This window comes from Erwinia sp. PsM31, assembly GCF_030433775.1.
Lineage (GTDB): Bacteria > Pseudomonadota > Gammaproteobacteria > Enterobacterales > Enterobacteriaceae > Erwinia > Erwinia aeris.
This window is the reverse complement of sequence record NZ_JARUWZ010000002.1, coordinates 34,054-60,123: the sequence shown is the minus strand read 5'-3', so window position 1 is coordinate 60,123 and position 26,070 is coordinate 34,054. Positions and strand designations below refer to the sequence as shown.

Sequence of the window (26,070 nt, the reverse complement as noted above, 5' to 3'; positions counted from 1 at the left end):
TGCAGGCGGGCAATGCCCATCACTGAGACGCAGCACTGGCCTGCGCTGATGGCGCGCGCGCAGGCCGGCGACCGCGAAGCCTATAACCGGCTGCTGAAAGCGATGGTACCTGCCATCCGCGCCTTTGCGCGTCAAAAAATCAGTGATGAAGCGCTGCTTGAAGATGTTATTCAGGAAACGCTGCTGGCGATCCATCGCGTCCGCCATACCTACGATCCGCAGCGTCCCGTTCTGCCCTGGGTAGCGGCGATTACCTCGGCCAGGGCGATTGACGCTCTGCGGCAGCGCGGCAGAAGTCAGGAAGTTCAGGACGAGGAGGCGGTAAACCGCCAGGCTGCTGTCCTGCCGGAAACGGATACCGATGGTCATGAACTGAATGGCTATCTGGACAGCCTGCCGGTAAGGCAGCGGGAAATTGTGGAATCCGTTCATCTGCGCGAACAGAGCCTTGCTCAGGCCGCGGCGGAAAGCAATCTGTCGATAGCCGCCGTAAAGTCGCTTTTGCATCGCGCAATGCTTAACCTTCGCAAATCAGGAAAAAGCAATCATGAGAAATCATGATCGGTTTATCGATCAACTTAGCGACTCGGCGCGGCCGGTTAAACGCCTCTGGCCTACGGGCTGGCGCGTGGCTGCCTGGATAGCGCTGGCCTTGCCCTGCGGCATGGTAAGCAGCTGGGCGCTGCACAGCAGATTCACCGACTGGTCACGGCCCGATGCGCTGCCTGCGCTGCTAAGCCTGCTGCTGTCTTTTATTCTTGGCAGCGGCGCTATGGCGGGCGCGTTTACGCTCAGCCTGGCCGGGCGACCACCTGTTCGTCTGAAATGGCTGGGCCTGCTGGCGCTCATCTGGCTGGCGCTTAATTTAGGTAATATGACGGCCACCTTACCGCCGGGCGGCGGACAGTTTGGCGAGGGCGTACACTGTTATCTGTTTATGCTGTCGGCCAGCCTGCCGATGATGGTGATTGCCGTAGCGGCGCTGCATCGTTCCCGCTCGCTTTATCCGGGCAAAAGTCTGGCGCTGGCGGGCGGCGGCATCGCCTTTATGTCATCCATGCTGCTGTCGCTGTGCCATCAAACGCATCTGCATATGCTGGATTTCATTATGCACCTGGCCGCGGGCATCACGATTATCGCCGTGACCGTGCTGGCGGGAAGGCGCTGGATCCGGCTGGATTAATGACAGGACACCATAGAGACAGGGAATGGATTCAATTTATATAGATAATTTTTTCCTGTACTCACTGAAGCTGCATTTATAAAATATTTGGTAACCAGCGGTATCTGTTAAATATGACGGCTTTACATAAATCATCAGCCCAGTGCACGGTTCCTGATCGGGGCCGGCACTCCCCTTAGTGTAAAAAAATTGAGTAATGATCTTCGGCCAAACTCTTAACGTCATGCGCAATAAGTGGTAATCGTCTCGCTTATATCTGTTGACAAAGATTGCGCCATCGCTTATATCATAAGCAATATTCAGCTTTATGTTTCTGCTGAAGATAAAATTTAGCATTTTTAAAATTTTTTAGTCAAAAACGCCATTTATATTTAATTAACATCAAACCATATCTCAATACAGTATCAGCCGGGGCTGGGTCCAGGCTTAAAACGCTAATGGTGATGAATGGAAATTTTAGATGAATTGAACGCACTCGCAGCAAAAATAAAGCAGCAATCACTTTTAATCCAAACAGAAGAGGCAACCAAAAGTGCATTAGTTATGCCCTTTATAAGCAAGATATTAGGGTATGACGTGTTTAATCCAACAGAGGTCATTCCAGAATTTATTTGCGATGTAGGCACAAAAAAAGGGGAGAAAATTGACTATGCAATTGTCAGGGATGATGAAATTCAGATGCTTGTTGAGTGTAAGAAAATAGGCGACTCGCTTAACATTAAACATGCTTCCCAACTTTTTAGATATTTCCATGTTACTACTGCAAGGATATCCATCCTCACCAATGGGCAAGTCTACAAGTTTTTTACTGACCTGGATGCGCCTAATAAGATGGATGAGAAACCTTTCCTTGAGTTGGATCTCCTTAACATTGACGAACATGTTGTTCCCGAGCTATTAAAGCTAACCAGAAGCGCTTTCGATGTCGAATCTATAGTGAATGCCGCTGGGGAACTTAAGTATGTAAGCCAAATCAAAAAGATAATCTCAGCCCAGTTTCAAAATCCTGAAGACGATTTTGTTAAACTTGTAGGATCTCGCGTGTACGAAGGCGTTTTTACGCAAAAGGTTAAAGAACTTTTCTTTGTCTTGACAAAAAAAGCGGCAAGCCAATGGCTGAATGACCAGGTTAATGAGAGACTTAAATCTGCCATTAGCGGTAGTGTAACAACGAAGTCTGAAAAGGATTCTAATGGTCTACTTAATGAAGGCGATACTCCTCAGCCTGAAGATGATGACGGTATTATCACAACAGCGGAGGAAATTGAGGGGTTCCATATAGTTAAATCTATTATCAGAAAACATATCTCTTCAGAAAGGATATCTTACAGGGATACACGAAGCTATTTTGGCATTCTGATAGATGATAATAACAGAAAGCCGATATGTCGTTTGCACCTGAATCGCAGCCAAAAATATCTTAGCCTGTTTGACGCAAACAAAGTTGAAACCCGACATCCGATTACTACGCTTGATGAAATTTATGATTTTACTGAAACGCTTGTTGAAACTGCGTTGCGATATAAATAGCACAGGGGGAGCCTCATCGCTCCCCTGAACTATACAAGAATAGCCAAAAACTATACCCAGTCCTTCTTACGGAATTCACGCAGCTTATCGGCGACCCACTGCATTTCTTCCGGTGTGCCAAGCGAAATCCGGCACCAGCTGTCGGCTGGTGGAAAAGCGCGGCCGACCAGTACGCCAGACTCTGCCATCCGCTTTTGATACGTTTGCAGCGGCGTTCTGAGCTGGTGGAAAACAAAGTTTCCCTCAGACGGCAGGTAAGGGAGCTGTAGCTCGTCCAGCGCTTTCACTAAAATCTGACGGGAAAGATCGTTGCTCTTTTTGCTGTATGCGATAAACGCATGGTCATCCATAGAAGCCAACGCCGCATCAACGCCGCAGAAATTTATCTTTTCTCCGGCAACATGCTTTTCGAGCCGCGCAATTGCATCCGGGTGCGCCACCGCATAGCCGACGCGCATTCCGGCCATAGCGTGAATTTTAGAAAAGGTCTTCAGCAGAATAATATTATCCATGCCTTGCGCAATCAGCGGCGAGACGGAGCGGAAACGTTGGTCGTTAACAAACTCGGCGTAGGCTTCATCAACAATAAACATCGTATCGGCAGGCTTGCTGGTTATCCATGGTTCAATCAAGTCGGCTGGGGTAATAGTCGCCGTCGGATTATTAGGGTTTACCAGATAAACCAGCGACGGGCCACGATGATTGGCTACGACCGCCTTCATTGCCGCAATATCAAATGCCCAGTTATCAAGCATCTTAACTTTAGCGATCTTCATACCGGCAATCTTTGCGAAATGTTCGCCATCGCCATAGGTCAATTCCGGGATAACCAGCTGCGATCCCTGTGGTGACCAGGCTTCCACCGCCGCCCGAATCCCTTCTGATGAGCCGGCGGTAAGCAATATGGCTGACGGAGAAACCTGGTGATGTTCAGCAACTTTTTGACGCAGCCCGATAATTTCCGCTTTAGCGTAGCGATTTGCTTTTAAGACGGCATCACGTGCGGCAGCCTGCGCTTTGGGCGACATGCCAAGCGGGTTTTCGTTGAAATTAATGCGGACAGGACGATCCGGCGTGGGCGGGGTAAAGACTGATTTGCTGAGCGGTGCGGCGGCAAAGGTCGCAGCATTAAATCCGGCGGTTAGCGCCGCGCCGCCCGCCATGATGCCGGAAAGCTTCAGTAAGGATCTGCGTTTTGCATCCACGGCCTCGTGATCATTCACCATTACATTCATCATACATTCTCCTTTTTAATCGATGACGAAAAGGAGAATGCAGTAATTATGCCAGTTTCCGCGGCAGATGACCAAGCGCCATTTGTTAACATCATGTAATAGCTGCAGAAGCCTGTTTTCCGGCGCAGGAGGAAGTTTGCTAAGCCCGAAGCCTAAAGATTGCAATCATAAGGCAGGTTTATTTATCACGCCCGTTAGCGCTTTAATGGTGCGCTTACGCACCAAAGGTTATCACTGCCCGTGAAAGCAGCAGAATAAGAAGAGCAGGGAGCCGCCTTGCTCCCTTTTCCTGTGCCTACACATCCAGCCGATGAATAACGCTGACAAACTGGTGCACGCCGCTGTTGATCTCCCGCAGGCTGCGCGAAAGCTCGCTGATTTTATCCTGCTCGGTGACCATAAACTGTTTGACTGAATCCAGCTCCTGGTACATCTGCTTAATCAGCTGCGTATTAACGTCCACCACGGCGGTAATTTTTTGCGTGGCGCTGGCGGTTGAAGCGGCAAGACGGCGAACTTCCGCCGCTACCACGCTAAACCCGCGGCCAGCTTCACCGGCACGAGCGGATTCTATCGCGGCGTTCAGCGCGAGGATATTGGTCTGCGAGGCGATAACGTTAATCGTATCGACCACTTCGCTGATGCTTTTTGCCGATGCGTTCAGCTGGGTGCCAATTTCCGTGGCGGCGCTTACCTGCAACGCGACCTGGCCGGAGTTCCGCACGGTTTCGTCCAGCACTTCATTAGCGTTATGGGTGATTTGCGAGGTTTGTTCCGACGTGGTGACCGCTATATCTGCCACGCGCTTCGCCGCCTCAACGCGGGCCGTAATATCTGAAGCCAGCTTGATAACCTTGCAGACTTTGCCGTCGGCGTCATAGATGGGGTTGTAGCTTGCCTCAAGCCAGATACGTTCGCCGCTGGCGGTTTTACGCTCAAAGCGGCCGACAAAATGCTGGCCTTTGCTGATTTTTTGCCAGAAATCGGGGTTTTCCCGGTAAAAGCTGTCATAACAAAAAATACGATGGTGCTGGTCAACGATGTCCGACAGCGCATAGCCCATATGGGTAAGGAAATTGCTGTTAGCGGTGATTATCTTGCCGTCAGTGGTAAATTCTATCACCGCCATAGAACGATCCAGCGCGGTGATCACCGCTTCTTTCTGCTCCAGCTCCTGATGGCGAGCGGTAATATCAGAGGCTATCTTGATGACCTTATAAACCTCACCCTTATCATCACAAACGGGGAAATAGGTGGCGCTAAGGTAAAAGCGCTGATGCTGTTTACTGAAACGTTCAAAGATACCCGTGACCGACTCGCCTGATGCCAGCGTTTGCCAGAAATGATGATATTCCGATGAGCGGACATAGTCCGTATCGCAAAAAATACGGTGATGCTTGCCCTGGATTTCGCTTAGCGAATAGCCGGTCATCTCCAGAAACTGCTGATTGGCGCTGAGAATTTCTCCATCGGGCAAAAACTCAATCCACGCCACATGCTGCTTAATCGCGTTAATGTCCTTAACAACGGCGCTGCCTTTAGATAAAGACAGGGAAAAACTCGATTTTTTTACACCAAACATAGACAACCCCAGGAAGTTTTCATGATCTCAATGATCCATTGCGGGCCTTTTATCCTCGCCAATGAATACTGTGCGCCGACCGCCAGCGCGGTGACGCATGATTTTCCCGGGTGGAACGTTTTATCCTTTGACTCTACAGAGCAAAGAACCGTGTCTCTTCTCGCACTTCGGTGCGGAGGCCGGGATTCTGTCTTGGTAAATTTCCTGATGTGTAGTAACGGGCCAATAAGCCTGTCTATAAACCACTATCGGCAGGCTGGAGAAAAATTTGAGTAAGATGTTTCAAAATGTGCGCTTTGAGCAAGATTTGCATAAAGCAGCGCCGCGTAATAAACACGCCCGGTTTGCACCTGACTATGACAGTCAGTATGGTAGCGGCATTATTTTCGCTGAGAGAACGCTATGACTAACCACACTTCAAAAGATCCGCTGCATGGCATGACGCTGGAAGCCATTATCAATGCGCTTGTCGCACGCTACGGTTGGGACGAAATGGGCAAACGCGTTAATATCAACTGCTTTAAAAGCGACCCCAGCGTTAAATCCAGCCTGAAGTTTCTGCGTCGTACGCCGTGGGCGCGGGCAGAGGTTGAGGCGTTATATATTGAATCGCTAAGCGATTCTGCCGAACCTGAACCGCCTGCCGACAGCCCGTGGGCCAACTGGAAAAGCAAAAAAGAAGAGTAGGCAGCGGCTGCCTTGTTTTGCCTTCCGCATTATCCTGCCGCCGGTCGTATCTGAAAATGTGACCGGTAACGCATCGACACCCCGCTTATTTACATAAAGTTAACATTCTTGATGTAAATTGACTTAAGCGAGGGGGTACGGCATGAAGGCCAGTAAAGTTTCAGGGAATCGGTTTACCTGGTTTGTCTGCATGATGGCGGCGCTATCGGGCCTGCTGTTCGGGCTTGATATCGGCGTTATTGCAGGCGCGCTGCCTTTTTTAGCGAAAGATCTGCATATCAGCAATCACGAGCAGGAATGGGTGGTCAGCTCGATGATGTTTGGCGCAGCCATTGGCGCGCTGGCCGCCGGCTGGATGTCCTCGAAGCTGGGACGCAAAAAAAGCATGCTGGCCGGGGCCACGCTGTTTATTATCGGCTCGCTATGGTCGGCGCTTTCGCCGGATGTGGAATCGCTGATATTTTCCCGCGTTCTGCTTGGGCTGGCAGTGGGCGTGGCATCTTATACCGCGCCTCTGTATCTTGCTGAAATTGCGCCGGAACGCATTCGCGGCTCTATGATCTCCATGTATCAACTAATGCTGACCACCGGCATCGTGGTGGCTTATCTTTCCGATACCGCCTTTAGCTATAGCGGCAGCTGGCGCTGGATGCTGGGCGTTATCGCTATCCCGGCGGTGATCCTGTTTATCGGCGTGCTGTTTCTGCCTAACAGCCCACGCTGGCTGGCTTCGCACGGGCGTTTTAACGAGGCGCAGCGCGTGCTGGATCGTCTGCGTAATACCAGCGAGCAGGCGAAGCAGGAGCTGGACGACATCCGGGAAAGCCTGAAGGTTAAACAGCACGGCTGGTCGTTGTTCAGAAACAACGGCAATTTTCGCCGTGCAGTATGGCTGGGGATGCTGTTGCAGCTGATGCAGCAATTTACCGGCATGAACGTGGTGATGTACTACGCGCCGAAAATTTTCGGCATCGCCGGTTTTTCCAGCACCGGCGAGCAAATGTGGGGAACGGTGATCGTCGGCATGGTCAACGTGCTGGCAACCTTAATCGCTATTGGTCTGGTCGACCGTTGGGGACGCAAGCCGATGCTTACGACCAGCTTCCTGGTGATGGCCATCGGTATGGGCGTGCTGGGCACGCTGCTGCATCTGGGCGTTGAAACCGATTTTCGTAAGTACTTTGCAATTGCGATGCTGCTGATCTTTATCGTCGGCTTTGCGATGGCAGCCGGCCCGGTGGTGTGGCTGCTGTGTTCGGAAATCCAGCCGCTGAAAGGCCGCGACTTTGGCATTACCGCCTCCACGACCACTAACTGGGTAGGTAATATGATCGTCGGCGCGACGTTTCTGACCATGCTGGAGAAGTTTGGTAATGCCAATACGTTCTGGTTCTACGCCGCGCTTAACCTGGCGTTTATCCTGCTGACGATATGGCTGGTGCCGGAAACCAAACACGTTACGCTGGAGCATATTGAACGTAACCTGATGAAAGGCAAAGCGCTGCGGGATATCGGCGCCTGAAAAAGACGGTATCAAAGCCAGCTACGTGAATTCTGCAAGGCTCTGGCCCTGTAGATTTTACGTAGCGCGAGCGATTCAATGGGCAAATAAGCGTTTTTATGGATAAATAATGAGATATCAAGCCCGCTTTATGGAGCAAGCGATAACGGCCGGTGAAGTTAACATAGTTCATATCAATCCGTTTGCCGGACAGGGAAAAAAAGACAGAAGGGTGCTTATTAGTGATAATGGCGTGCCAGTCCTGGTTTTACAGCTTTATATCCGCGCTGATGAAGAAGGATTTTTGGTTTCCAGCGCGTTCTGCGACTTTCTGTGTAATGACCACTCTATAGCGATAATCTGCGGCGACCATCTACACATTATCCCAGGCCATTTCCGTAGTTTCCCGCTTGATGACTACGTTGGACACATTTATGCTGTTCCTGATATTAATTCTGTCAGGCTGCATGAGCATTTCCTTGTCGCTACCTACAGCTATGTTTTTCTGGTTCACCTGACTGAAGGCATTCTCTGGCAATCCGCACGATGCGCAATTGATGGCGTGACGCTGTCAGCAATTGAAAATGATGTGATTGAAGGCGAGGGCGACTGGGATCCGCCGGGAGGCTGGCAGCCGTTCCGGCTTTCACTTAAAACCGGTGAGCCGGTTTGCATGGACTAATAGCAAGGAGCGCACATTGAGAATTCATCACGACAATAAAGCCCAAAGACTTTACCGCCGGGTCAACACGACCACGCGGCATCGCTCGAACCACCCAGGCGCCGAGTATCGCCACGAAAGGAATAAAAAAAAGCTGCCTGCTGAAATGCTGCCGCAGCGCGAATCTATGCACGGCAGGCATCAGCGCGGGCTGGATTATTCCCCGTTGTTTTACTTTCTGCTCAGCAAGCTTGGGCAATGCTGGGATGAGGTGTACAGCGAGGCAAAAAGCCGCTTAGATAAACCCGAGCCCATATTCTGGATGGTGGCGCAGCATGAGCACCAGCAGCGCGAGTATGTTTGCTGCGGCGAGTTTAGCTTTTTCCCTGGCTTGTTTATTGATGAACAGGGAATGCTCCAACAGGTTAATCCGCAAATTTCAGCAGAGGATATCCCGGTAACGTGCCGTTGCTGCACGCATACTTTTCTTGGGGAAGTCGTGCCGTGGCGAGAAGAGTGAGCATTGAATTAAAACGAGTCAGCGTGAAGCGCCTTGCCCGGTAACGTAGCCCGTGTTGCCCCATGATGAAACGCTGCATACGGGCGGCGGATTTGCTCAAAGGCGCGCGGGAACGTCAACTGGGGAACAGGGTACAAAGAGCCGCCTTACGGCGACGATCCACATGACCAGTTTTGGATAAAGCAGGGAATTGATTACGCGAGGAAAGGTAGCCGGACTGTCTGGTACGTCGTTAATTTAACTTATGTCGAGCTAAAATCTAGTTCACAGGCGCTAGCTTTTATAATGCATTGATTTTGCCGTAATTTGTATTAACCAATAGTCATTTCATTAAAAATTTACTTCATGAACCAATCCCACATAACCGCTTTTTAGACTGTTTTAATATTCGAAGAGAATGAATGCTGGGAGTCCACTCTGCGCCGTGAGTTCATTCATGACTGCGTTGCCTCGACTCGTTGAACTCACAGCTCTGAGCGGCCCTTCTGCTTACTGTTTTAGTTTGGTGTACTGATACCGCCCATCCTGAATGCTCGCTATTTGGGTTTTTTGTTCTATTCCTGCAGGGGACAGCATCCTTCTGCACTGTTGGTGAATCCCCGTAATTGGTGGGCAATGCCGTAAAACTGTGGCTGTACCCATATCTTTGTCGGTGGCTCGAAATCTGATTAGTAACGCCTGTTTAAGGTATAAACATTGATGTTAATATAAGGCAAAGAATCGATGAGAGATGTGCGAAAGGGCTGATTATGACGCGTAACGAGCATTTGCTCAGGAATAGCAATATTGAAGATGCACTCACTACTGCTGGCTGGGCATGGCAGGCAAAGGTGCAGATTGCTCCAGGTCAAATCAGCATCTCTGGCTCCACTGCCTATGATGATATGCGTGCCATTACCGTAGATTATCTGCTGAGATTTCAGGGAATACCTCTGGCTGTTGTCAATGTTAAAAATAAAGTAAAAAGTGCTGCAGACGGTATACAACAGGCATCAAGATATGCGAGCAGGCTCTCGCTTCGATATTCTGTTGCAACTAACGGTATTGACTGGGTGTTAAAAGACAACGAAACGGGAGGGCTGGAAATCCTGACTTCACCTCCTGAACCTGAAACATTACTGAGGCGTATGGAGTTTCCCCTGAACCAGGAACGCTGGGATCAAGTTTTCCAAGCTGATTATCCTTTAGTTCGTCAGATGCGACCCTATCAGGAAATTGCGGTTAACAAGGTACTTCAGCACTTCGCTCTGGGGCACAGACGTGCGGGTATCATTATGGCCACTGGTACAGGTAAGACCCAGGTGATTCTCCACCTGGTCAGAAAAATGTTAATTGGCAAGGTAATTTCTAGCAACAGAGTTCTTTTCATTACAGATAGAGCAGCCCGACTGGAAGAATTACGGTTTATTTTTGAACAGTTTCCGGATATAAATTCTGTTGTACTTAATCGGGAAATGATGATTTCAGCAGATGAGGAAGCTGTTCACCTTGCAACGGTGCAGATGCTAGTAAATCAGTATGAAGGAAGGGAATATTTCAGAGATCTCCCGCCTGACACTTTTGGATTGATTATCATTGATGACAGTACAGGGCCTGGATTTAGCCGTGGTCTCCCGGTGCTTAAGCATTTTGCGAATGCCATGCAGCTTGGCGTCAGTTCATTCTCGGGATCTTATATGCGTAGTTTGGCTGAGAGTGGTGCCAGTACTACGCAGGCGGAATGGTTTGGAAATCCCGTATTTATTTACGGTGGTATGCAGGCTATAGATGAGGGATTCCTTGCTCCATACCGAATGGTAATAAGGCATCTGGATACAGTTTATGGCCGCTCCTCCAATAACCCGTTCACTAATCAACAATCTTATAATGTTCGTTCGCCTGACTACATCCGAATTATTGCTGATGATTTCTGGACTTTATTAAGTCAGGAAGGCCGAACGAAAGAAAAAACAATCATATTCTGTGCTGACAGTACTCAGGCTGAGTTTATGGTGAGGGAACTCGGGCATTTGTCCGGAGATCCCGGATATGCTGTACGCATAACCGGGTATGATGAAAATAGAAATCAACTGGTGCAAAAGTTCATCGTGGCTGACTCACATTCTCCCAGAGCTGCTGTTACTGTTGACTTTCTGACGTCGGGTCCGCCTGTTCCTGATGTCAGAAATCTTGTGTTCATGCGACCTGTTCATAGCGAAACGCTTTATCAAAAGATGAAAGCATGTGGTGCGCATCTCAGCATTGCATCTGATAAACGTTTTTACACAATATATGATTACACTGGTGTCCACAGGCTTGATGAGCGTGGCACTGCGCTGGAAAGTGGTGAGAACTGGACACTTCAGACCGATGAAAGGCACTTTCGTTCATTTTTGTCTGTTGGGGCGGGATTCTCAGTGGAAACGGATCTGGACGGAAAAGGGCATGTTCACTTACCGGACGGCCAAAAGCTCCCTTCAGATATTTATGTTAATGATTGCCGGAGAGGGATCCTGAGTCTTTGTCAGAACAACAAAGGGACATTATATGCTCAATGGGTCAACAGAGTTCAACGTCAATACCTTCGGGAGAATCTCAGATTCAATAATATTTCTGCGGAAGTTTTAAGGGTAATACTTAATCTGCCTGATATTGATGATGTAGATATTTATGCAAAAGTAGGTTTCCAGCTCGACTGGGTACCAAATCGTGTTGAACGGGTTGAATCACTCTGGGACAAAGGGATGTCCTGGCTGGAAAATGAAGGTAGTACAGCCAGTATAAAGCTTCAGGTCTGGCAAACTGCGCTTGATCACTATTGTCTGTTTGGGATCGATGACCTTGAGAATGCTCAGATTTATATGACTCCTCCCTTTACTCAACAGTTTGGCAGTTTTCCGGAAATGGCCAGGCGCTATGGTGGGGCAGCAAGACTTAGGGAAGATTTTGAAAAAATAAAAGAGCTACTTTATACCAGCGAGCTGCACTGATATTTGAACGTGTTTATTAAGTGTGGTTATTTATATTTCATGAGGAATTATGAATACTGAATCCGGCATAAAAGATAAAAAAAGAGTTAATGAAGAAACCATGCAATGCATCATGTCCATGAAAGCATTGACCGCCGGTATGCCAGAAGTGATATTCAGAACGTTTGTTCGTGATTTTTTCTCTGCATTTTTATTGCTGAGGTGGATTGATATACACGATGCCGAGGGAGAGGCTGTCGCTCTCTTTGAGGAAAAGGATTATCATCCGTTATTACCTTCTTATCTGCGTTTCCAGAACTGGCCTCATCCCATAACTTTAACAGATCTTACGGCGTTTGTTAGTTCGCTCGTCGCTTATCTGGCGCGGCATGACAGGCAAGAGATCCCTGTCCTGAATGCGCTAAATGAAATAGTGCAGAAGTTACATGAAACACATCTGGCTCAGTTTACTGCAACTGTTAACTGGATAGCATCATATGCCCGTGGAATGCCGGATGAAAGGCAGATGCTGAGCACGATCTTTGAAACAGTACTTGATGAAACCGAAGACATGAGGGCAGGGTATTTTACAGCTCCGGATGTCACCACTTATCTGGTAACTGAAATTATGTCGCCTGAAGCGGGCGAAAAAGTTTATGACCCCTGTTCCGGTTCGGGGGGATTTTTGCTTTCCGCGTTCGAAAAAGTTCGACGAAGCAGACCCGATACAGGAATAAGTGATGGCGGGACCTCTTTTATCGGATGTGAAGCTCGTGCTGATGTATTTTTGTATGGTATCACCAGACTGATATTAGCCGGTGCCACAAACATCCATTTAATGACTAAGCTTCCTTCAGAAGGTACTCATACTTCCCGTGATAAGTATGATGTTGTTATGACCACGCCAGTGACTGGCGCAAAATACATATCATCAGAAGCGTCAAAAAATGAATTTCTGTTTCCTGATACGGACAGTACAGGTCAGTTTATACAGCACGTATTTTCCAGCCTGAGAACAGAGGGACGCGCAGCTATTGTTGTCCCGGATGGCTTTTTGTTTCGGGGAGGCGCAGACAGAGAACTCCGACAATATTTGCTTAAGGAAGGTGTTGTTGAGGCTGTTGTTGCTCTTCCTGCCGGAACCCTTTTCCGCCATTCAACTCTTCGTGGCAACCTGTTGATACTCAGGAAGAATAGGGTAAAACGTACAGAGTCAATCAGAATGGTTGATGCCAGCCTTTTATTTGAGCGCTCACCAGGTAGTAAGACCTTATCCATAACACAGGCAAATACCGACATTCTGGTAAATGCGAGTACAGACAGAGACGTTCGTCGGACTTATGACATTATACAGGATGGCACTTATAGCTTCTTTGACATCAGTTCCCCATCGGAGCGTATTTTCAGCAGTCTTGAGGACTTTGCGTGGGATGTTACTGTTGATGAACTTTCGCTTACGGGCTGGGATCTGACCCCCCGGAGGCGAAACGATAAAGAACTGTATCAGTTTTTTAACGATACACTGGACGAAACGAGTAAAATAGCCTCACTTGTTTCAATTTCTGAAGTCTTCCCGGGGCGTGTACATAAATCAACTGAGCTATTCGACAGTCCCTTAAATAAAACTGATGCTGTTGGATATATACGAATAAAAAATTTATTCCAGGGTAAAATTACCCGCCCCTCAAGTTGGATCTCAGCGTCCAGTTTGAGTGCTGATGAAAGGCTCAGGGAAGGTGATATCCTTTTTTCCCGTTCAGGTACGATTGGAAAAGCCGCAATGGTTGATGGTGCCTCAGCAGGTTCTGTTGCGTCACACGGATTTTATGTTCTGCGCGTAAATTCCGGTAAAATTGAACCCGGATATCTCTTGGCATATCTGCACAGTCCGGTATGTCAGACGTGGTTGTTATCCCGTTCCCGTGGTACTGCGATTCAGCATATACACAGGGAAGCCCTCAAAATGTTGCCGATCCCTGTTCTGCCTCATGAACTACAAAATCACGCGGCTGCACAGTTCCATGATTTTGGAACCAGTGCGCAGGCCTTTATTTTGCACATGGCAGGCAACAGTTCATCGGAACAGCTCACTCAATGGCTGTCTGACACAGAGGGACGATTGCCAAAGTATATTGTGGGTATTGATGACACGCCTTCTCTAAATCATATGGAGACGCTGGTTGTTGGAGGTGCACTTTCAGAATTACATGAACGAGGAACGACTGTTCGCTGGCTACCCTTGATGATTCGCAGCCTGGACTCACTGGCAGGAGTAAGTAAAATCCCCCCCGGAGCCGGGTTAATGACAGTCCTGATGGATGCCGAACGTTCTTTTAAACAGGTAATGGACAGTGCTACAGGGCATTTCCCTCATGAATCCAGAGCCCGAATGATTAGTGAGCGTATGCGTATCTGGCTAAGAGCGGCGATCAGTGACATGGTTGATAAAGACTGTATCCAGTTGGTCACTCATCCAGAATACCTGAATACCGGCAGTTTCGAAGAGTTTTCAGTTGAACTTCAGAATCGGGGAGTATTGCCTTTACGCAATGTTGTGATCAGGACAGAACCTGACTGGGGAGGGTTAGCAATCCCATGGTTAACAGAAAAACAACCATTTGTTCTTCCCATGCATGGAGATACTCCAAAACGTGAAGGCGTATTGTCCTGGCGGATCACATGGCACGCAGTATCATTATCCGGTATGAACCTGAAAGGTGAAAAGGAACTGGTTTTACCTGTATCTGACTCAGCCCATCGCACCAGGGCTTTTGAGTCTGAACTCGGCGGGAGCCCCTATGTGACAGGGAGTCCTCTGGAGCCCGCTCACGGACATAGTGTGTTTTATGGCCGTGAGGAATTGATTGATAAAGTGTGCCGTCAGGTTGCCACTCAGGGAAATGTTGTACTTCTGGAGGGAAACCGACGGGCCGGAAAAACATCCATTCTTAAGCATCTTGAAGGCTTAAAAGCCATTCCAGGCTGGCTGGCGGTATACTGCAGTCTACAGGGGGGGAATGGTGATGCCCAAAAAACCGGGGTTCCAACAGTGGAGGTTTTCAGGTGCATAGCACACAGTATTGCATCTTCACTTAATAAAATGGCTATAGATGTTCCGCTACCGGACGGGGGGCTCATTCTGTCAAACGCACCTGTGCTGGGAAGGGCCAGAATTATTAGTGCTGCATGCGTTGCGGGGATTAGAAATGATTCCTCTTTTTCTGATTTTCGCGATTATCTTGAGCTCATTCTCACAGCCCCTGTCCTAGAAAATATGGGGATCCTCCTTATGCTAGATGAGTTTGATAAGTTACAGGAGGGGATTGATAATGGGGTAACATCACCACAGGTCCCTGAAAATATACGTTTTCTTATCCAGACATATGCCCGTTTCTCGGCCATTCTGACCGGGAGTCGCAGACTGAAAAGGTTACGGGAAGAGTACTGGTCTGCTCTTTATGGGCTGGGCACCAGTATTCCTGTTACTGCGTTGGATGTTGAAAGCGCCCGTAAAGTTGTAACAGAGCCTGTTCAAGGACGACTGGCTTTTTCCAGGGGAGCTATTGAACGGCTTCTAGAATTAACAGCCCGCCATCCTTATCTGATGCAATGTTTGTGTAACCGAATTTTCGATTTTGCAGTACAAATGCGAAGCCGTTCAGTTGGTGTAACAGTTGTGGATGAGGCTGCCCGTGAACTGGTCAGGGATAATGAGCATTTTGCCAGCCTGTGGGATTACTCCAGCCAGGGGCCTATAACTGGCAGACACCGAAGGCACTTAATACTCTTGCGCTGTGCACAGGCTGTTAAACATAGAGAACACCTGAATTTTACATCCTTACAGGAACTGTTGATTCAGTCCGGTATTGAGATTACTGATGAAGCGCTGGATATAGATTTAACTTATTTGCGCGAGCTGGAGCTGATTGAGTTTTCAGGTGATCTCTATGACAGTGAATACGCATTAACGATACCGCTAATGGCTGACTGGATAGAACAACATCAGGATGCGGATGTGATTGTAAGTCAGGCCAGAACTGAATCTGAGGAAGAAAATGTCTGAGTTCCCTTTCCCTGTACTTGGTACCTCCGTTCCCCCGATGATGGGAAGACAGGCCATTATAAAAAAAATGATTGCTTCGCTCACAAAAGCGCTTCCTGACCATATACAAATGACGGGGCCTCGTTACGCCGGAAAAACGGTAATTTTACATGAACTGGCTGCGCGAATGCGCCTTCCCGATAGCCGTTATAGTGCGGTTTCTTTATGGGATCTTGGTCATCGAACACCGGTAACAGATGATAGCTTTATGCTTATGCTGGCTCAAAAGCTGTCATCAGCACTAGATGAAAAATATCCCGATTATGCTGAACATTTAAAAAATATTAAAGACAATGCCTATCAGGATATTGCTGAGGTACTTGAGCTTATCAGGATTGAGGGGAGGAGCATTCTTCTTATTATGGATGGATTCGATAAGCCTCTCGGAAATGGTCAACTTACCCGGAATTTATGGGATCAATTGCGTGAACTTGCATTAAGTCCGGCACTCCGTCTGGTTGTCGCCAGCCGATTGAGGCTTCGTGAGCTTATCCGACACCCTGAAGCACAGACCAGTGATTTCTGGAATATTTTCGACCCCACTCCGGTACATGTAGGCTGCTTTGATGAACATGATTTGTCCTGCCTACAGCAAAGAATGCCTGATAAAGAATTTCAGCGTGGGGCGTTGACAGAGCTCTGGAATGAAAGTAATGGTTTCCCAGTGCTTATGCTACCGATCCTGAATCATGTTAGCCAGGATACAACCAGTAAAATGATAAGCCCAGACATGACGATTGCTGCTGCTCAGGCTGTATTTTACGCCATCAGGGATCAACTGGATGTTCTGTGGAGTGATTGTCCAGTGACATCACAGGATCTGTTCCGCCTGGTGCTGGAGAAGGGAACCATTCCACAAGTAGAAGCGGCACTGCATGATTATGAGCGATTACATGAACGGGGTTTTATCCAGGTAGCAACCAGAAAAATACAGAGGCCATGCCGCCTACTTGAACGTTATCTTACTCAGCAGCCTGACGAAGGGAACGCTATGAATCGGTTGTTCAGCTCTCAGGATAGCTGGATGCTGCATTTTAAAACGGTACTCGAACGTCGTATTGATCAAATCTCAGGTATAGATACTTCACTCAAACGTTATCTTGTCCGCGCATTGAATGATTTGCCTGTAGAGCCAAAGATGTTTTTGACGAATGTTAGAGGAATAGTGGATTGTGTTTTTGACCTCATCTGGTCGGTGGAAATTCCTGACAGACAGATTCCTGCCAGATGGATACAGGTATGGGAATCTAACAATGAGTACGACATCGATAAATTTAAAAATGGATTTCCTCAGGGGGGCCGGCGAGTTATGTTGCTCAGGCTGATGACGGGCACAGAGAAAAGCAGGGCGTGTGCCAAGTATATCACAAAAGAAACATGTGTCCTTATGGATGCAGCACATGAGTTTGGCAACTTCGGCCAGCATCAGAATGGCGCAGAGTTTAATGCTGGAAGCGCATATTCCGTGTTATTAATTTGCATTGAACTTTCTGTAGCTTTAACCCGTGATATTGGACTGTCGCTTATTAAATTGACTTAAGGGTTGTCAAATCCGGAGGGGAAGAGCACAAATAACCGGGCCAGGCGCCACATTCATCTCGGCGGCGTCAGGCCAGAGGCCTTTGAACAGGCCTCGTTGCGAGGACAGAATTTGTCTACCGGGGAGGGGTCTGTCCACCAAATGGTCAATATTGTAGGTTATTTAACCTATGTTGGGTAAAAACTTAGTTCACAAACTAAAAATTTACTTACAGGTTGTTCTGCAATTTTTTTACGTCTATCACGCATTTTTCCCATGTTCACTTCATGAACTAACAAAGCATCTTTAGTCGCTTTTCCCATATCACCTCAGATTTAGAGTTCAGTATTCGTAACTGCTAACCGGACGTAGCGCCATTCAGATCGCCGCTTTGATGCTATCGAAATTTAACTGGGTATAATATGCCATTACTTTTAATTCATAAGTGGCTGGAACAGGGATTTGGTTATGAATATTGATTTCGGGTTAATTCGAAGTGCCCCAAAAAGTCGTAACGATAGTTTTGAAGCGCTTGCCGTACAATTGTTTCGGAAATTCTGCCGTGCATCGGCGGACTCAACATTTATTAGTCTGCGTGGAGATGGTGGAGACGGTGGCGTTGAGGCATATTTCCGCTCACCGGACGGTACCGTATTCGGTGTTCAGGCAAAATACTTTTTCCAGCTTGCTTCCGCAGAACTTACACAGATTGATAGTTCCCTTAAAGCCGCACTAAGCAACCATCCCACACTAACCGAATACTGGATTTATATACCGTTTGACCTGACCGGGCGTGTTGCTGCGGGAAAGCGAGGAAAAAGCCAAGCGGAACGCTTTGAAGAATGGAAAAGTAAAGTCGAATCGGAAGCGTCAGAGCAAGGGAAGTCACTTTCTATTGTCCTTTGTACCGCTGCAGTTATCTGCAATCAATTACTTGAGATAGATCCTTACGGAGGGATGCGCAGGTATTGGTTTGATGACACGTTGCTGACAGCAGCTCAAATTCAACAATGTCTGGATGACGCCATTGCTTTTGCCGGGCCAAGATATACTTCAATGCTAGATGTGGTGACGAATGCTCATGTCGGCCTGGATTTCTTTGGTGGGACTGGTGACTTTTGCGAGTGGTACGAAACATCATTAACACCAATCGTTCGAGAGTTCCATTCACTGAATGGATACGGACGCAAATCGCTGGATATACTCGGCGAAACCCGTGCTACATCTGCCACGGCATTGATTGAAGAAATAATTGCCTACTGTGAGAGCATGAGAGATAACAATGTCACGGCCACATCGGTTACAGATCTTTGCGTCGCTCTGTCATCCCTATTGACACTTTTCGCTGATGCCCGCCATGCTCAAGAAGATAAATTTTATGAAAAGCATGGCAAGCATAGTGATACAGAATCGTTCCGACAGTTCCACGCAGAGTATATGTGTGCATTTCCTGCCGGAGATATGGATGCGGCGAGAAAATGGGAAGAGCAGGCGCAGCAACTGCAAAATTTGCTGATTTCTCAGGTCATTGGTGCCGCAACAGCACATTCCTTACTGCTGGTTGGGCCAGCGGGTATCGGCAAAACCCACGCGATTGTCAGCGCAGCATTGCGTCGACTGGAACATGGTGGTTTTTCCCTGGTCGTCTTTGGAGACGACTTTGGCAAAGCAGAGCCTTGGGAAGTGCTACGCAGTAAAATAGGGCTGGGTGCCGCCATCGATCGTTCGACATTATTTGAATGCATACAGGCCTGCGCCGAACATAGTGGCTTACCATTTGTCATTTATATCGATGCCTTGAACGAAAGCCCGCGAGAAGTGCGCTGGAAGGACAAGCTTCCCGAATTGCTCGCTCAATGCAAGTCCTATCCAGACATCAAAATCTGCGTTTCAACCCGAGATACCTATCGCAATCTTGTGGTCGATTCACGCTTTCCAGGGTTTGCTTTCGAACACATCGGTTTTTCAGGACATCAATTCGAAGCGGTACAAGCTTTCGCAGCCTACTATGGGCTGGATGCAGAGATTACACCACTTTTTTCACCCGAACTCAGTAATCCTTTATTTTTACACTTGGCCTGTAAAACGCTAAAGGGCGAAGGCCGTGACAGTCTGGATATTTCTTTGCCGGGTTTTACCTCTCTGTTTCAAGGACATCTCAAACATAGCGATGTTTTAATTCGAGAACGCCTCCACTACGCAAACCCTCGCAATCTGGTAAGGGCTGCAATGATGGCACTCTCGAATACCCTGACACATGAGTTGCCGCAGAACCGAACCTGGGAAACCTGTTGCGAAGCACTGAGCAAAATAGTGGGAACTGAGACCACACCTGAATCCTTTTTAAATGCATTGGCACATGAAGGCCTCATTATCCTTTCTGTTGTAGATGAGGATACCTTCCTGATCCGTCTGGGTTATCAACGCTACGGTGACATACTCCGTGCTATCAGCCTTGTGGAAGCTCTTGATTCGGATACAGCAAAACTAGCGGAGAAAATTGCAGCGTTAACAGAAGAAGATGCTGGATTGCTGGAAGCTCTTGCCGCCGTGCTGCCAGAGAAAACTGCTCTTGAAATTACTGCTGAAGAAGTAGGATTACCATCCGAACAAGCCCATAAGCTGTTCATCCAGTCATTGGTTTGGCGCTCCCGACAAAGTGTAGTGGAAGAAATTGATGAACACATCCATGCAGCACTGCATACACCTGGATTATGGGAGTCGGTTTATGAAGCGCTGTTTTCACTTAGTCTGGTTCCTGACCATCGTCTAAACGCAACTAACTGGCTGGGGCCATTTTTACGGCAGTCATCCTTAGCTGAACGTGACACCTACTTGTCATTAGCTGCGCTGGGATCCTTTGATAACAAGACTGCTGTCTATTCACTCATCCATGCAGCACTATTTGCTGACATAACCCATTGGCCTGCTGAAAGCCGGAGGCTGGCCAGTCTAACACTTGCCTGGCTCACTTCGTGTGCTGACCGCCGAATCAGGGATTTATCCTCAAAAGGGCTAAGCAGAATCCTGGCAAACTACCCGGAAAACTGCCAAACAGTAATCAGTGAATTTGCATATTGTGATGATGATTACGTATTAGAGCGTATTAGCCTTGCTATCTACAGTGCATGCTTATTGTCACGCCAACGCAGAAATGCGTTTATGCCAGCGCTCCCTGGTCTATTAAGCATTGCGTCCGATAGCGAGAATATTCTGCTCCGGGATACGGTTCAGCTATTAGTAAACTTGTTGAAAACAGGAGAATTTCCCACAGCCGTAACAAGTCAATTACAGCATTACCAGACAAACGTATCATTACCATCACGATGGCCTGTACTGGCGGATGTCAAACCCCTCTTGGATCTGGAACATTTACCATCAAACATGGTGCTCTGGGGGGAGTCCATGGCCCCGGACTTCTGGCGTTATCAGGTGGAGTCGAAGATTTCCGGCTTTGACCTGAAGAGTGCCAATATCAGTCATGAAAATATTGCCTGTTGGTTAATGCGAGAAGCACTTAATTTAGGATATCCCGGTTATAACCACTGCGCGCTCAATTATGATCGCCATATCGGAAGTCTGTATGGCGCGGGACGGGGTAGAAAAGGGTATGCTGATCGGCTCGGTAAAAAATATTACTGGATCGCCCTACATCGACTACTGGGCATTCTGGCCAGTAATGTTCCTGCCGTGGAAGACCCATATTCCGACTACGAACCCACAAGCGATCATCTATGGTCAGTCGACGTCCGTAAAGTCGACCTGACCGATGTACGCGACATCGCCGCAGAAAGTGTGTATCCAGTACTGATGGAAGAAACAAATTACGCATTCCCTGACCGCAATTCAGATATCAAAGGTTGGGTTCGGACCGATGATTTGTCACCTTATGAAACCTGTCTGATTCGAACTGACAAGGAAGGGGAACAGTGGGTAGCGCTTTCACACAGCTATTGGGACGATGATAAAGCGCCGAATGAAAATAGCTGGAATTCACCTTACCTGGCAGTGCGTGCTTATTATTCAAGCGCACTCATAAATGAAAGCATCCAGAACTTTAAACAGAAAAGTGCGCGCGATATTTTCCAATATAATCAGGGGAATAGCTGTTATCGCGGTTATCTTGCTGAATATCCTGACATCCCAGTGTACAAACAACTTCTTAATAATGAGGAAGATAGTGAAGCATTTAATTTTACAGAAGTCAGTTTAATACGCGGAAGCGAATGGGAATATGACTACTCATATACCACGCCCGAGCGCCAGGATAACCTCATTGCGCCATGCCAGGGAATCATTCAAAAACTCGAACTTTTATGGGATTGTCAAAACGGTTGGGTTGATCGTTCTGGCAAACTTATCGCCTTCCATCATAAAGGTGTAAGACAAAGCGGACTTTTCATTCATCGTTCGGCGTTGAACGCCTACCTGTCCATAACAGGTGAAGAACTTATATATCGCCGTTTTGCTAACAGGGGATATTTTGATTTAGCTGGCCGTAACGGCTCGCAAATAGACCTGAAAACTTGGCTCCAGTACCGGGCAGACAAGGCGCCAGTAGTTTTACGAGAAGAGGAACTGCCGTTTAACTGCTGACAACGATATTTATTAAGTAATCAGCTGAATGCCCTGGCATAAATGATTCAACAGACAGTGTCTGTTGAATCATTGGGCTCTGCTGAGAAGACAGTTTCATTGATTAGATATTGCATTGGCAATATCTTGCGCCAGTAATGCGTTTTGAATGTTCACCAGTATCTCAGCGCCGGGAGCTGACCTGCCATGTGTAAGTGCTGCGACATCTCGAGCAAGATTAACAGCTCTAGATGCAACGTCGTCGCTCAACATTCGAAGAAGATTATGAACAGAGGTGCCCGCTGAACTGGCATCGAAGGCCAGTAGAGCCATTTCAAGTTTGTGTTCATCGGTTTGTCGCACGGTCTGTTCAAGAATAGGGCGCTTGTCACCACCCAGTCTGAAATAACGTAATCCATCAAGCTCTATGATCAGGTCGATAATGGGTTGTGCTGCACGCACCAAGGCATCGTCTAGCTGAGGAATGGATAGCGTATCAAGCCAATCATCAACACTATGTGGCGAGGAAAAGAAACTGGAAATACCACCGACTGTTAATTTTGAAATCGCAAATCCAGCGATGCGTGGGATAATCCACATCTGGCGACTTTCACCAACGTCAGCACGAATCTGCGCTGCATGCTCATTGAACCAGATCAGCCAATCAGCAGGCGTTTCCAGGTCGACCACTGCAAGAAGTTCTACATTTGGCCAAGGCAGGAGGGACTTCCAATCCGGACGAGTATAAAGCGTTAATTCGATGCCGGCTGCCTGCAGTCTGGCTTCGGTTTGGCGTAAGTACCTGCCGGAACGCGTTTTCAACTGCTGTTCAGCTTCAACTTTAGCCAGACGCAGTGCATTTCCAAGCTGAGCCTTGCGGGTTTTCGCTATCCACATCTTTGTTGGATGGGAAGATTCGATACCAGCCTCGGCGGCTAACAGCCGCAAAGAGGCAAGGATATTTTCCAACCGCATCAATAATGGCTCAGGGTCCATCCCCACGATTGACCACGGTTCGCTGCGTGCTTCCCAGACATTTTTTAGCAGATCCCCTGTCCATATGACGAATGCACCATAACCTTCTGGTAATCGGTTAAAGCGCCTGACCAAATCAGCCGAGCAGGAATGTAGTAAATTTTGTAACGGTTTAACATGCTGCTCCGGCGCCTCGCCAGTTGAAAGACCTTCCTGTGGTGAAGTCAGGTTACAAGCCCCCTCAAAAACCTCACCGAAACGATCAAGAATTTTTGGTGGTGGTACCTTGCCCCGTAGTACACAGTCTACAATACGCTCCAATACTGGCATAAGCTGTTCCAGCAAAGCGTACGCACGCTGCAGGTAAGCGGAGTAACTTTCTATTCCAACCAGTTTTGCCGCTGCGGCAATCCAGCGCTTATTCCATTCTGGCAGAGCCTTGGTGGGTAGGTTTTCTCGATGTATGCGTTTGGTAGCAACAGCGTATTCCGACAGACCTGACGGAAGGTTATCGGCAGCAATGGCATCAACGGCGACTACTGCTGCAGTAGGATCTAGCCCAAGCAATAGCTCACAAAGTTGCACGACTTCTTCATGCACATTGCTCTGGACAGAAGGTGCGACGTGAAAAATGCGACTACGCAGCAAACGACCTTCGGTGGGCGCTTCAACCTCAATTTTATCCGTCCACGGAATTTCAGCTGTGAGGCGTGCCAATAACCGTTCACGAACATCATCCGCTCCCCAGAATATGGCAATTTGTGGATCGATAAGTCGCGCAGCGCCCAGTAATTCTGCGGCGTTGCTGAGGTTGATCGCATCAAAATCAGGCCTTAAATTGCTTAGCGCCGCCCTGATACTGTCAGGAATATCCATGCCGACCAAAGTACCCATGAAGGTACATAAGCGTGGCGTATCAGCGCGTACGACTAATGCGTTTATTGTGTCCGGGGAAAGTGCGGACAGTAACACTTGTCGCGGATCTGTGGCCGAACGTACCCGTAACTCACCCATGGCTTTTTGCAGGCGCTCAGGAAAGGGAATTATTGATGTATTTTGCCCCGCCACAAAAAACATGACGGCTAGGGTAATCAATGTTGGCTCCACGCCAATCACCCGTGCCTGGGGTATCCAGGCACTCAGCGTTGTTTCGATATGAGCCTGTCCCAAACCGAAGAGACAACCGTTCAATGCGACAGGGGAAAGTTCTTTTTCAAGTCGAGTCACCAGTGTCTCAATCAGAGACGTTGCTGCATCTGGAATATGAACAGAAACATAGCTTACAAAGCTGCTCAGGCTGTCATCGTTGACAGTAAGTGCGGAACTAATGGCCGCATGTGACGGTGTTTGCAATAAATGCGTATGACAGAGTTCAAAAAGCGTCTTTGAACGGAGTTGATGAAGTCCTTTTAGCTGACCATCCACTGGTGTGGAAACCAGATGTTCATCAATGAGTCGACGTAACGCTCGCGTAAGTGCGCCTTGTTCAATGCCAAGAACCTTCGGCAATCGGCTGACATCAACCGCCGCGCCTGCCGCCCCGGCAAGGGCAGTAACACTGAGAACCGCCAGTTCTTCATCCCTGGACTCGCGGAGCCGCTGATCTATCTGTTCAGCGAGGATAGACTTCAGTCGTTCCCCACGGGTCAAAATATGCGTATATTCCAGAAGAAGTCCGCCACTTTTAGCCCATGGCTCGCGCCATCCCGCCCAATTTGTCTGACCTTGTTCCACTAATTGGCGCCAAATCTTTTCTGCAACAGCCTCTTCCATGAGCGGACGTACTTCGCGAGCCCGGGAACGCGAGGCCAACATAAGAGTGTCTTCCTCCCTGATTGAACCCAACAGTAGTATGCCACTGCCAACGGTAACTTCTTTAAGCAGCGCATTCCAAAGCTGACTAAAACGTCCACCAACGTCATCGAACACAAACCCGACAGGCGCGTCAGGAGAAGCCCTTAATGCACGGGTAAACTGAATGAGAAGATGAACATCAGCCGCATCACCTCTTCTCATCTCAAACCATCGAGTAGTATGTCGACTCGCCCGCGCGGTTTCCCACATCAAAGCAGACTTACCAGCCCCTGACAGACCAACAATTAAAGCCGCACCAGCAGATTCTAATGCGGAGAGTACCTCATGACGTGCATTCGGACGCTCGGCAACAAGACCTGCAGCCAGATGGCCGGGCCGTGTGTTCACACCCTGGTAGAAGGACGGGTCATTGAATGGTGTCAGAAAATCGACTACATCACAGTAACCGTCGCGTAAAGCTGATTCCATTCCCACCATGTCCAGCGCTGGCTCTATTCGACGAAGAGTGGTTTCCACATCAGATATACCCAGCCCTTCAAAGCGACCATCCCTCACCAGACCATTTTTGTCCGCCAGCGCGGCAATCTGTTTCAACAACTCACCATAATGAATCTGAGCCGCCAAATCTGAGCAGGGCATGGTGCAATGAATACTTGCCACTGCAGCCTCAAAAGGATTTGGTGCAATCCAGATTTGAGTACGTGCGGCAAGGGCTGCCCACTGCGGGTCATCCTGAAGTGTGCTGACCAGAGCTGGATGCTCAGCCAACAAATGATCAACCACTGGCCCCTCGGCAACAGGATGCTCAAGAACAAGAATTAGATTTGTATGGAAGGCGGCATTTTCAACGCGCGCCCAGAGCGCTCGTATAAACCCGGCTGCAACCGCTACGGGAAATGGTCCAAGATGGTCACGCCGTGACTTCACCTGCACGAGAGCAGAGCCTATAGTACTACTTAGTTCGTAATCATCTTTCCCTTCGGGAATCACAGCCCCATAGGGGAGTTCGTTAGCCCAGCAGCGAATGGCCAGCCAGACGCCAGCAGCATCTTGATATCGAAAACCCCGACCAGCATGAGAGCCTGCACGTGATGTTGCCAACTTACAACTCCTTGAGATAACGTGTTAGGTTCCTGAAAGTATTTCTATTCGAGCCCATTTTGAAAGTCTGCAATTTTCATATCCAATGCTATTTTCGATTTTTCAGCTGACTTGCCACCTATATCACACTACCAAT

General features: G+C 48.3%; 14 protein-coding genes. 11 read left to right on the top strand and 3 right to left on the bottom strand.

Annotation, left to right across the window (positions count from 1 at the left end; translation table 11 throughout):
- Nucleotides 1-12: 12 nt before the first annotated feature.
- The 3 genes from QCD69_RS01825 to QCD69_RS01815 all read left to right on the top strand — a co-directional run bounded on the left by QCD69_RS01825 (nt 13) and on the right by QCD69_RS01815 (nt 2,713).
- Nucleotides 13-561 carry a sigma-70 family RNA polymerase sigma factor gene (locus QCD69_RS01825; protein ID WP_125287580.1) on the top strand — a complete coding sequence of 183 codons (549 nt, stop codon included), beginning with the start codon at nt 13-15 and terminating at the stop codon, nt 559-561.
- Entirely contained in the window at nt 548-1,183 is a 636-nt protein-coding gene (locus QCD69_RS01820) for a DUF1109 domain-containing protein (RefSeq protein ID WP_301250791.1), read from the top strand. The genes QCD69_RS01825 and QCD69_RS01820 overlap by 14 nt, the downstream gene beginning before the upstream one ends.
- Before the next feature lie 447 nt (nt 1,184-1,630).
- Nucleotides 1,631-2,713, top strand: coding sequence for a type I restriction endonuclease (locus tag QCD69_RS01815; RefSeq protein ID WP_125287582.1), 1,083 nt, complete (start codon nt 1,631-1,633; stop codon nt 2,711-2,713).
- Nucleotides 2,714-2,763: 50 nt separating this feature from the next.
- On the opposite strand, the gene QCD69_RS01810 is transcribed toward QCD69_RS01815, so the two are convergent.
- Together QCD69_RS01810 and QCD69_RS01805 are read right to left on the bottom strand one after the other, a co-directional pair.
- On the bottom strand, nt 2,764-3,951 hold the full coding sequence (locus QCD69_RS01810) for a pyridoxal phosphate-dependent aminotransferase (RefSeq protein WP_301250788.1): 1,188 nt from the start codon (nt 3,949-3,951) through the stop codon (nt 2,764-2,766).
- 292 nt (nt 3,952-4,243) lie between these two features.
- Complete coding sequence (locus QCD69_RS01805; RefSeq protein WP_301250786.1) at nt 4,244-5,530, bottom strand: methyl-accepting chemotaxis protein; 1,287 nt, start codon at nt 5,528-5,530, stop codon at nt 4,244-4,246.
- Nucleotides 5,531-5,932: 402 nt separating this feature from the next.
- Here QCD69_RS01805 and QCD69_RS01800 point away from each other — a divergent pair, with 402 nt between their 5' ends.
- The 8 genes from QCD69_RS01800 (at nt 5,933) to QCD69_RS01765 (ending at nt 22,064) form a co-directional block, all read left to right on the top strand.
- Nucleotides 5,933-6,217, top strand: a complete 285-nt coding sequence (locus QCD69_RS01800) for a VF530 family DNA-binding protein (protein WP_253454085.1) — start codon at nt 5,933-5,935, stop codon at nt 6,215-6,217.
- Nucleotides 6,218-6,359: 142 nt separating this feature from the next.
- On the top strand, nt 6,360-7,739 hold the full coding sequence (locus QCD69_RS01795; protein WP_253454083.1) for a sugar porter family MFS transporter: 1,380 nt from the start codon (nt 6,360-6,362) through the stop codon (nt 7,737-7,739).
- A 109-nt stretch (nt 7,740-7,848) separates the two neighbouring features.
- Complete coding sequence (locus tag QCD69_RS01790; protein ID WP_253454081.1) at nt 7,849-8,400, top strand: hypothetical protein; 552 nt, start codon at nt 7,849-7,851, stop codon at nt 8,398-8,400.
- Between the two features lie 16 nt (nt 8,401-8,416).
- Nucleotides 8,417-8,899, top strand: coding sequence for a hypothetical protein (locus QCD69_RS01785; RefSeq protein ID WP_253460976.1), 483 nt, complete (start codon nt 8,417-8,419; stop codon nt 8,897-8,899).
- Nucleotides 8,900-9,648: 749 nt separating this feature from the next.
- Nucleotides 9,649-11,868 (top strand): DEAD/DEAH box helicase family protein, encoded by a 2,220-nt coding sequence (locus QCD69_RS01780; protein WP_301250784.1) that lies wholly within the window; start codon nt 9,649-9,651, stop codon nt 11,866-11,868.
- Nucleotides 11,869-11,917: 49 nt separating this feature from the next.
- Nucleotides 11,918-15,910 (top strand): N-6 DNA methylase, encoded by a 3,993-nt coding sequence (locus QCD69_RS01775; RefSeq protein WP_301250783.1) that lies wholly within the window; start codon nt 11,918-11,920, stop codon nt 15,908-15,910.
- Nucleotides 15,903-17,489: a hypothetical protein gene (locus tag QCD69_RS01770; protein WP_301250782.1), complete on the top strand. Its 1,587-nt coding sequence runs from the start codon at nt 15,903-15,905 to the stop codon at nt 17,487-17,489. The genes QCD69_RS01775 and QCD69_RS01770 overlap by 8 nt, the downstream gene beginning before the upstream one ends.
- Before the next feature lie 447 nt (nt 17,490-17,936).
- On the top strand, nt 17,937-22,064 hold the full coding sequence (locus tag QCD69_RS01765) for an ATP-binding protein (RefSeq protein WP_301250781.1): 4,128 nt from the start codon (nt 17,937-17,939) through the stop codon (nt 22,062-22,064).
- A 96-nt stretch (nt 22,065-22,160) separates the two neighbouring features.
- Here the strand turns inward: QCD69_RS01765 and QCD69_RS01760 are convergent, their stop codons facing one another.
- The gene (locus tag QCD69_RS01760; protein WP_301250780.1) at nt 22,161-25,934 is read right to left on the bottom strand and encodes a hypothetical protein; all 3,774 of its coding nucleotides are present in this window, start codon (nt 25,932-25,934) and stop codon (nt 22,161-22,163) included.
- Nucleotides 25,935-26,070 lie beyond the last annotated feature (136 nt).

Excerpts from the sequence above, each read along its gene's own strand:
- QCD69_RS01825 (WP_125287580.1), top strand. The coding sequence starts at position 13 with ATGCCCATCACTGAGACGCAGCACTGGCCTGCGCTGATGGCGCGCGCG.
- QCD69_RS01820 (WP_301250791.1), top strand. The coding sequence starts at position 548 with ATGAGAAATCATGATCGGTTTATCGATCAACTTAGCGACTCGGCGCGG.
- QCD69_RS01815 (WP_125287582.1), top strand. The coding sequence starts at position 1,631 with ATGGAAATTTTAGATGAATTGAACGCACTCGCAGCAAAAATAAAGCAG.
- QCD69_RS01810 (WP_301250788.1), bottom strand. The coding sequence starts at position 3,951 with ATGATGAATGTAATGGTGAATGATCACGAGGCCGTGGATGCAAAACGC.
- QCD69_RS01805 (WP_301250786.1), bottom strand. The coding sequence starts at position 5,530 with ATGTTTGGTGTAAAAAAATCGAGTTTTTCCCTGTCTTTATCTAAAGGC.
- QCD69_RS01800 (WP_253454085.1), top strand. The coding sequence starts at position 5,933 with ATGACTAACCACACTTCAAAAGATCCGCTGCATGGCATGACGCTGGAA.
- QCD69_RS01795 (WP_253454083.1), top strand. The coding sequence starts at position 6,360 with ATGAAGGCCAGTAAAGTTTCAGGGAATCGGTTTACCTGGTTTGTCTGC.
- QCD69_RS01790 (WP_253454081.1), top strand. The coding sequence starts at position 7,849 with ATGAGATATCAAGCCCGCTTTATGGAGCAAGCGATAACGGCCGGTGAA.
- QCD69_RS01780 (WP_301250784.1), top strand. The coding sequence starts at position 9,649 with ATGACGCGTAACGAGCATTTGCTCAGGAATAGCAATATTGAAGATGCA.
- QCD69_RS01775 (WP_301250783.1), top strand. The coding sequence starts at position 11,918 with ATGAATACTGAATCCGGCATAAAAGATAAAAAAAGAGTTAATGAAGAA.
- QCD69_RS01770 (WP_301250782.1), top strand. The coding sequence starts at position 15,903 with ATGTCTGAGTTCCCTTTCCCTGTACTTGGTACCTCCGTTCCCCCGATG.
- QCD69_RS01765 (WP_301250781.1), top strand. The coding sequence starts at position 17,937 with ATGAATATTGATTTCGGGTTAATTCGAAGTGCCCCAAAAAGTCGTAAC.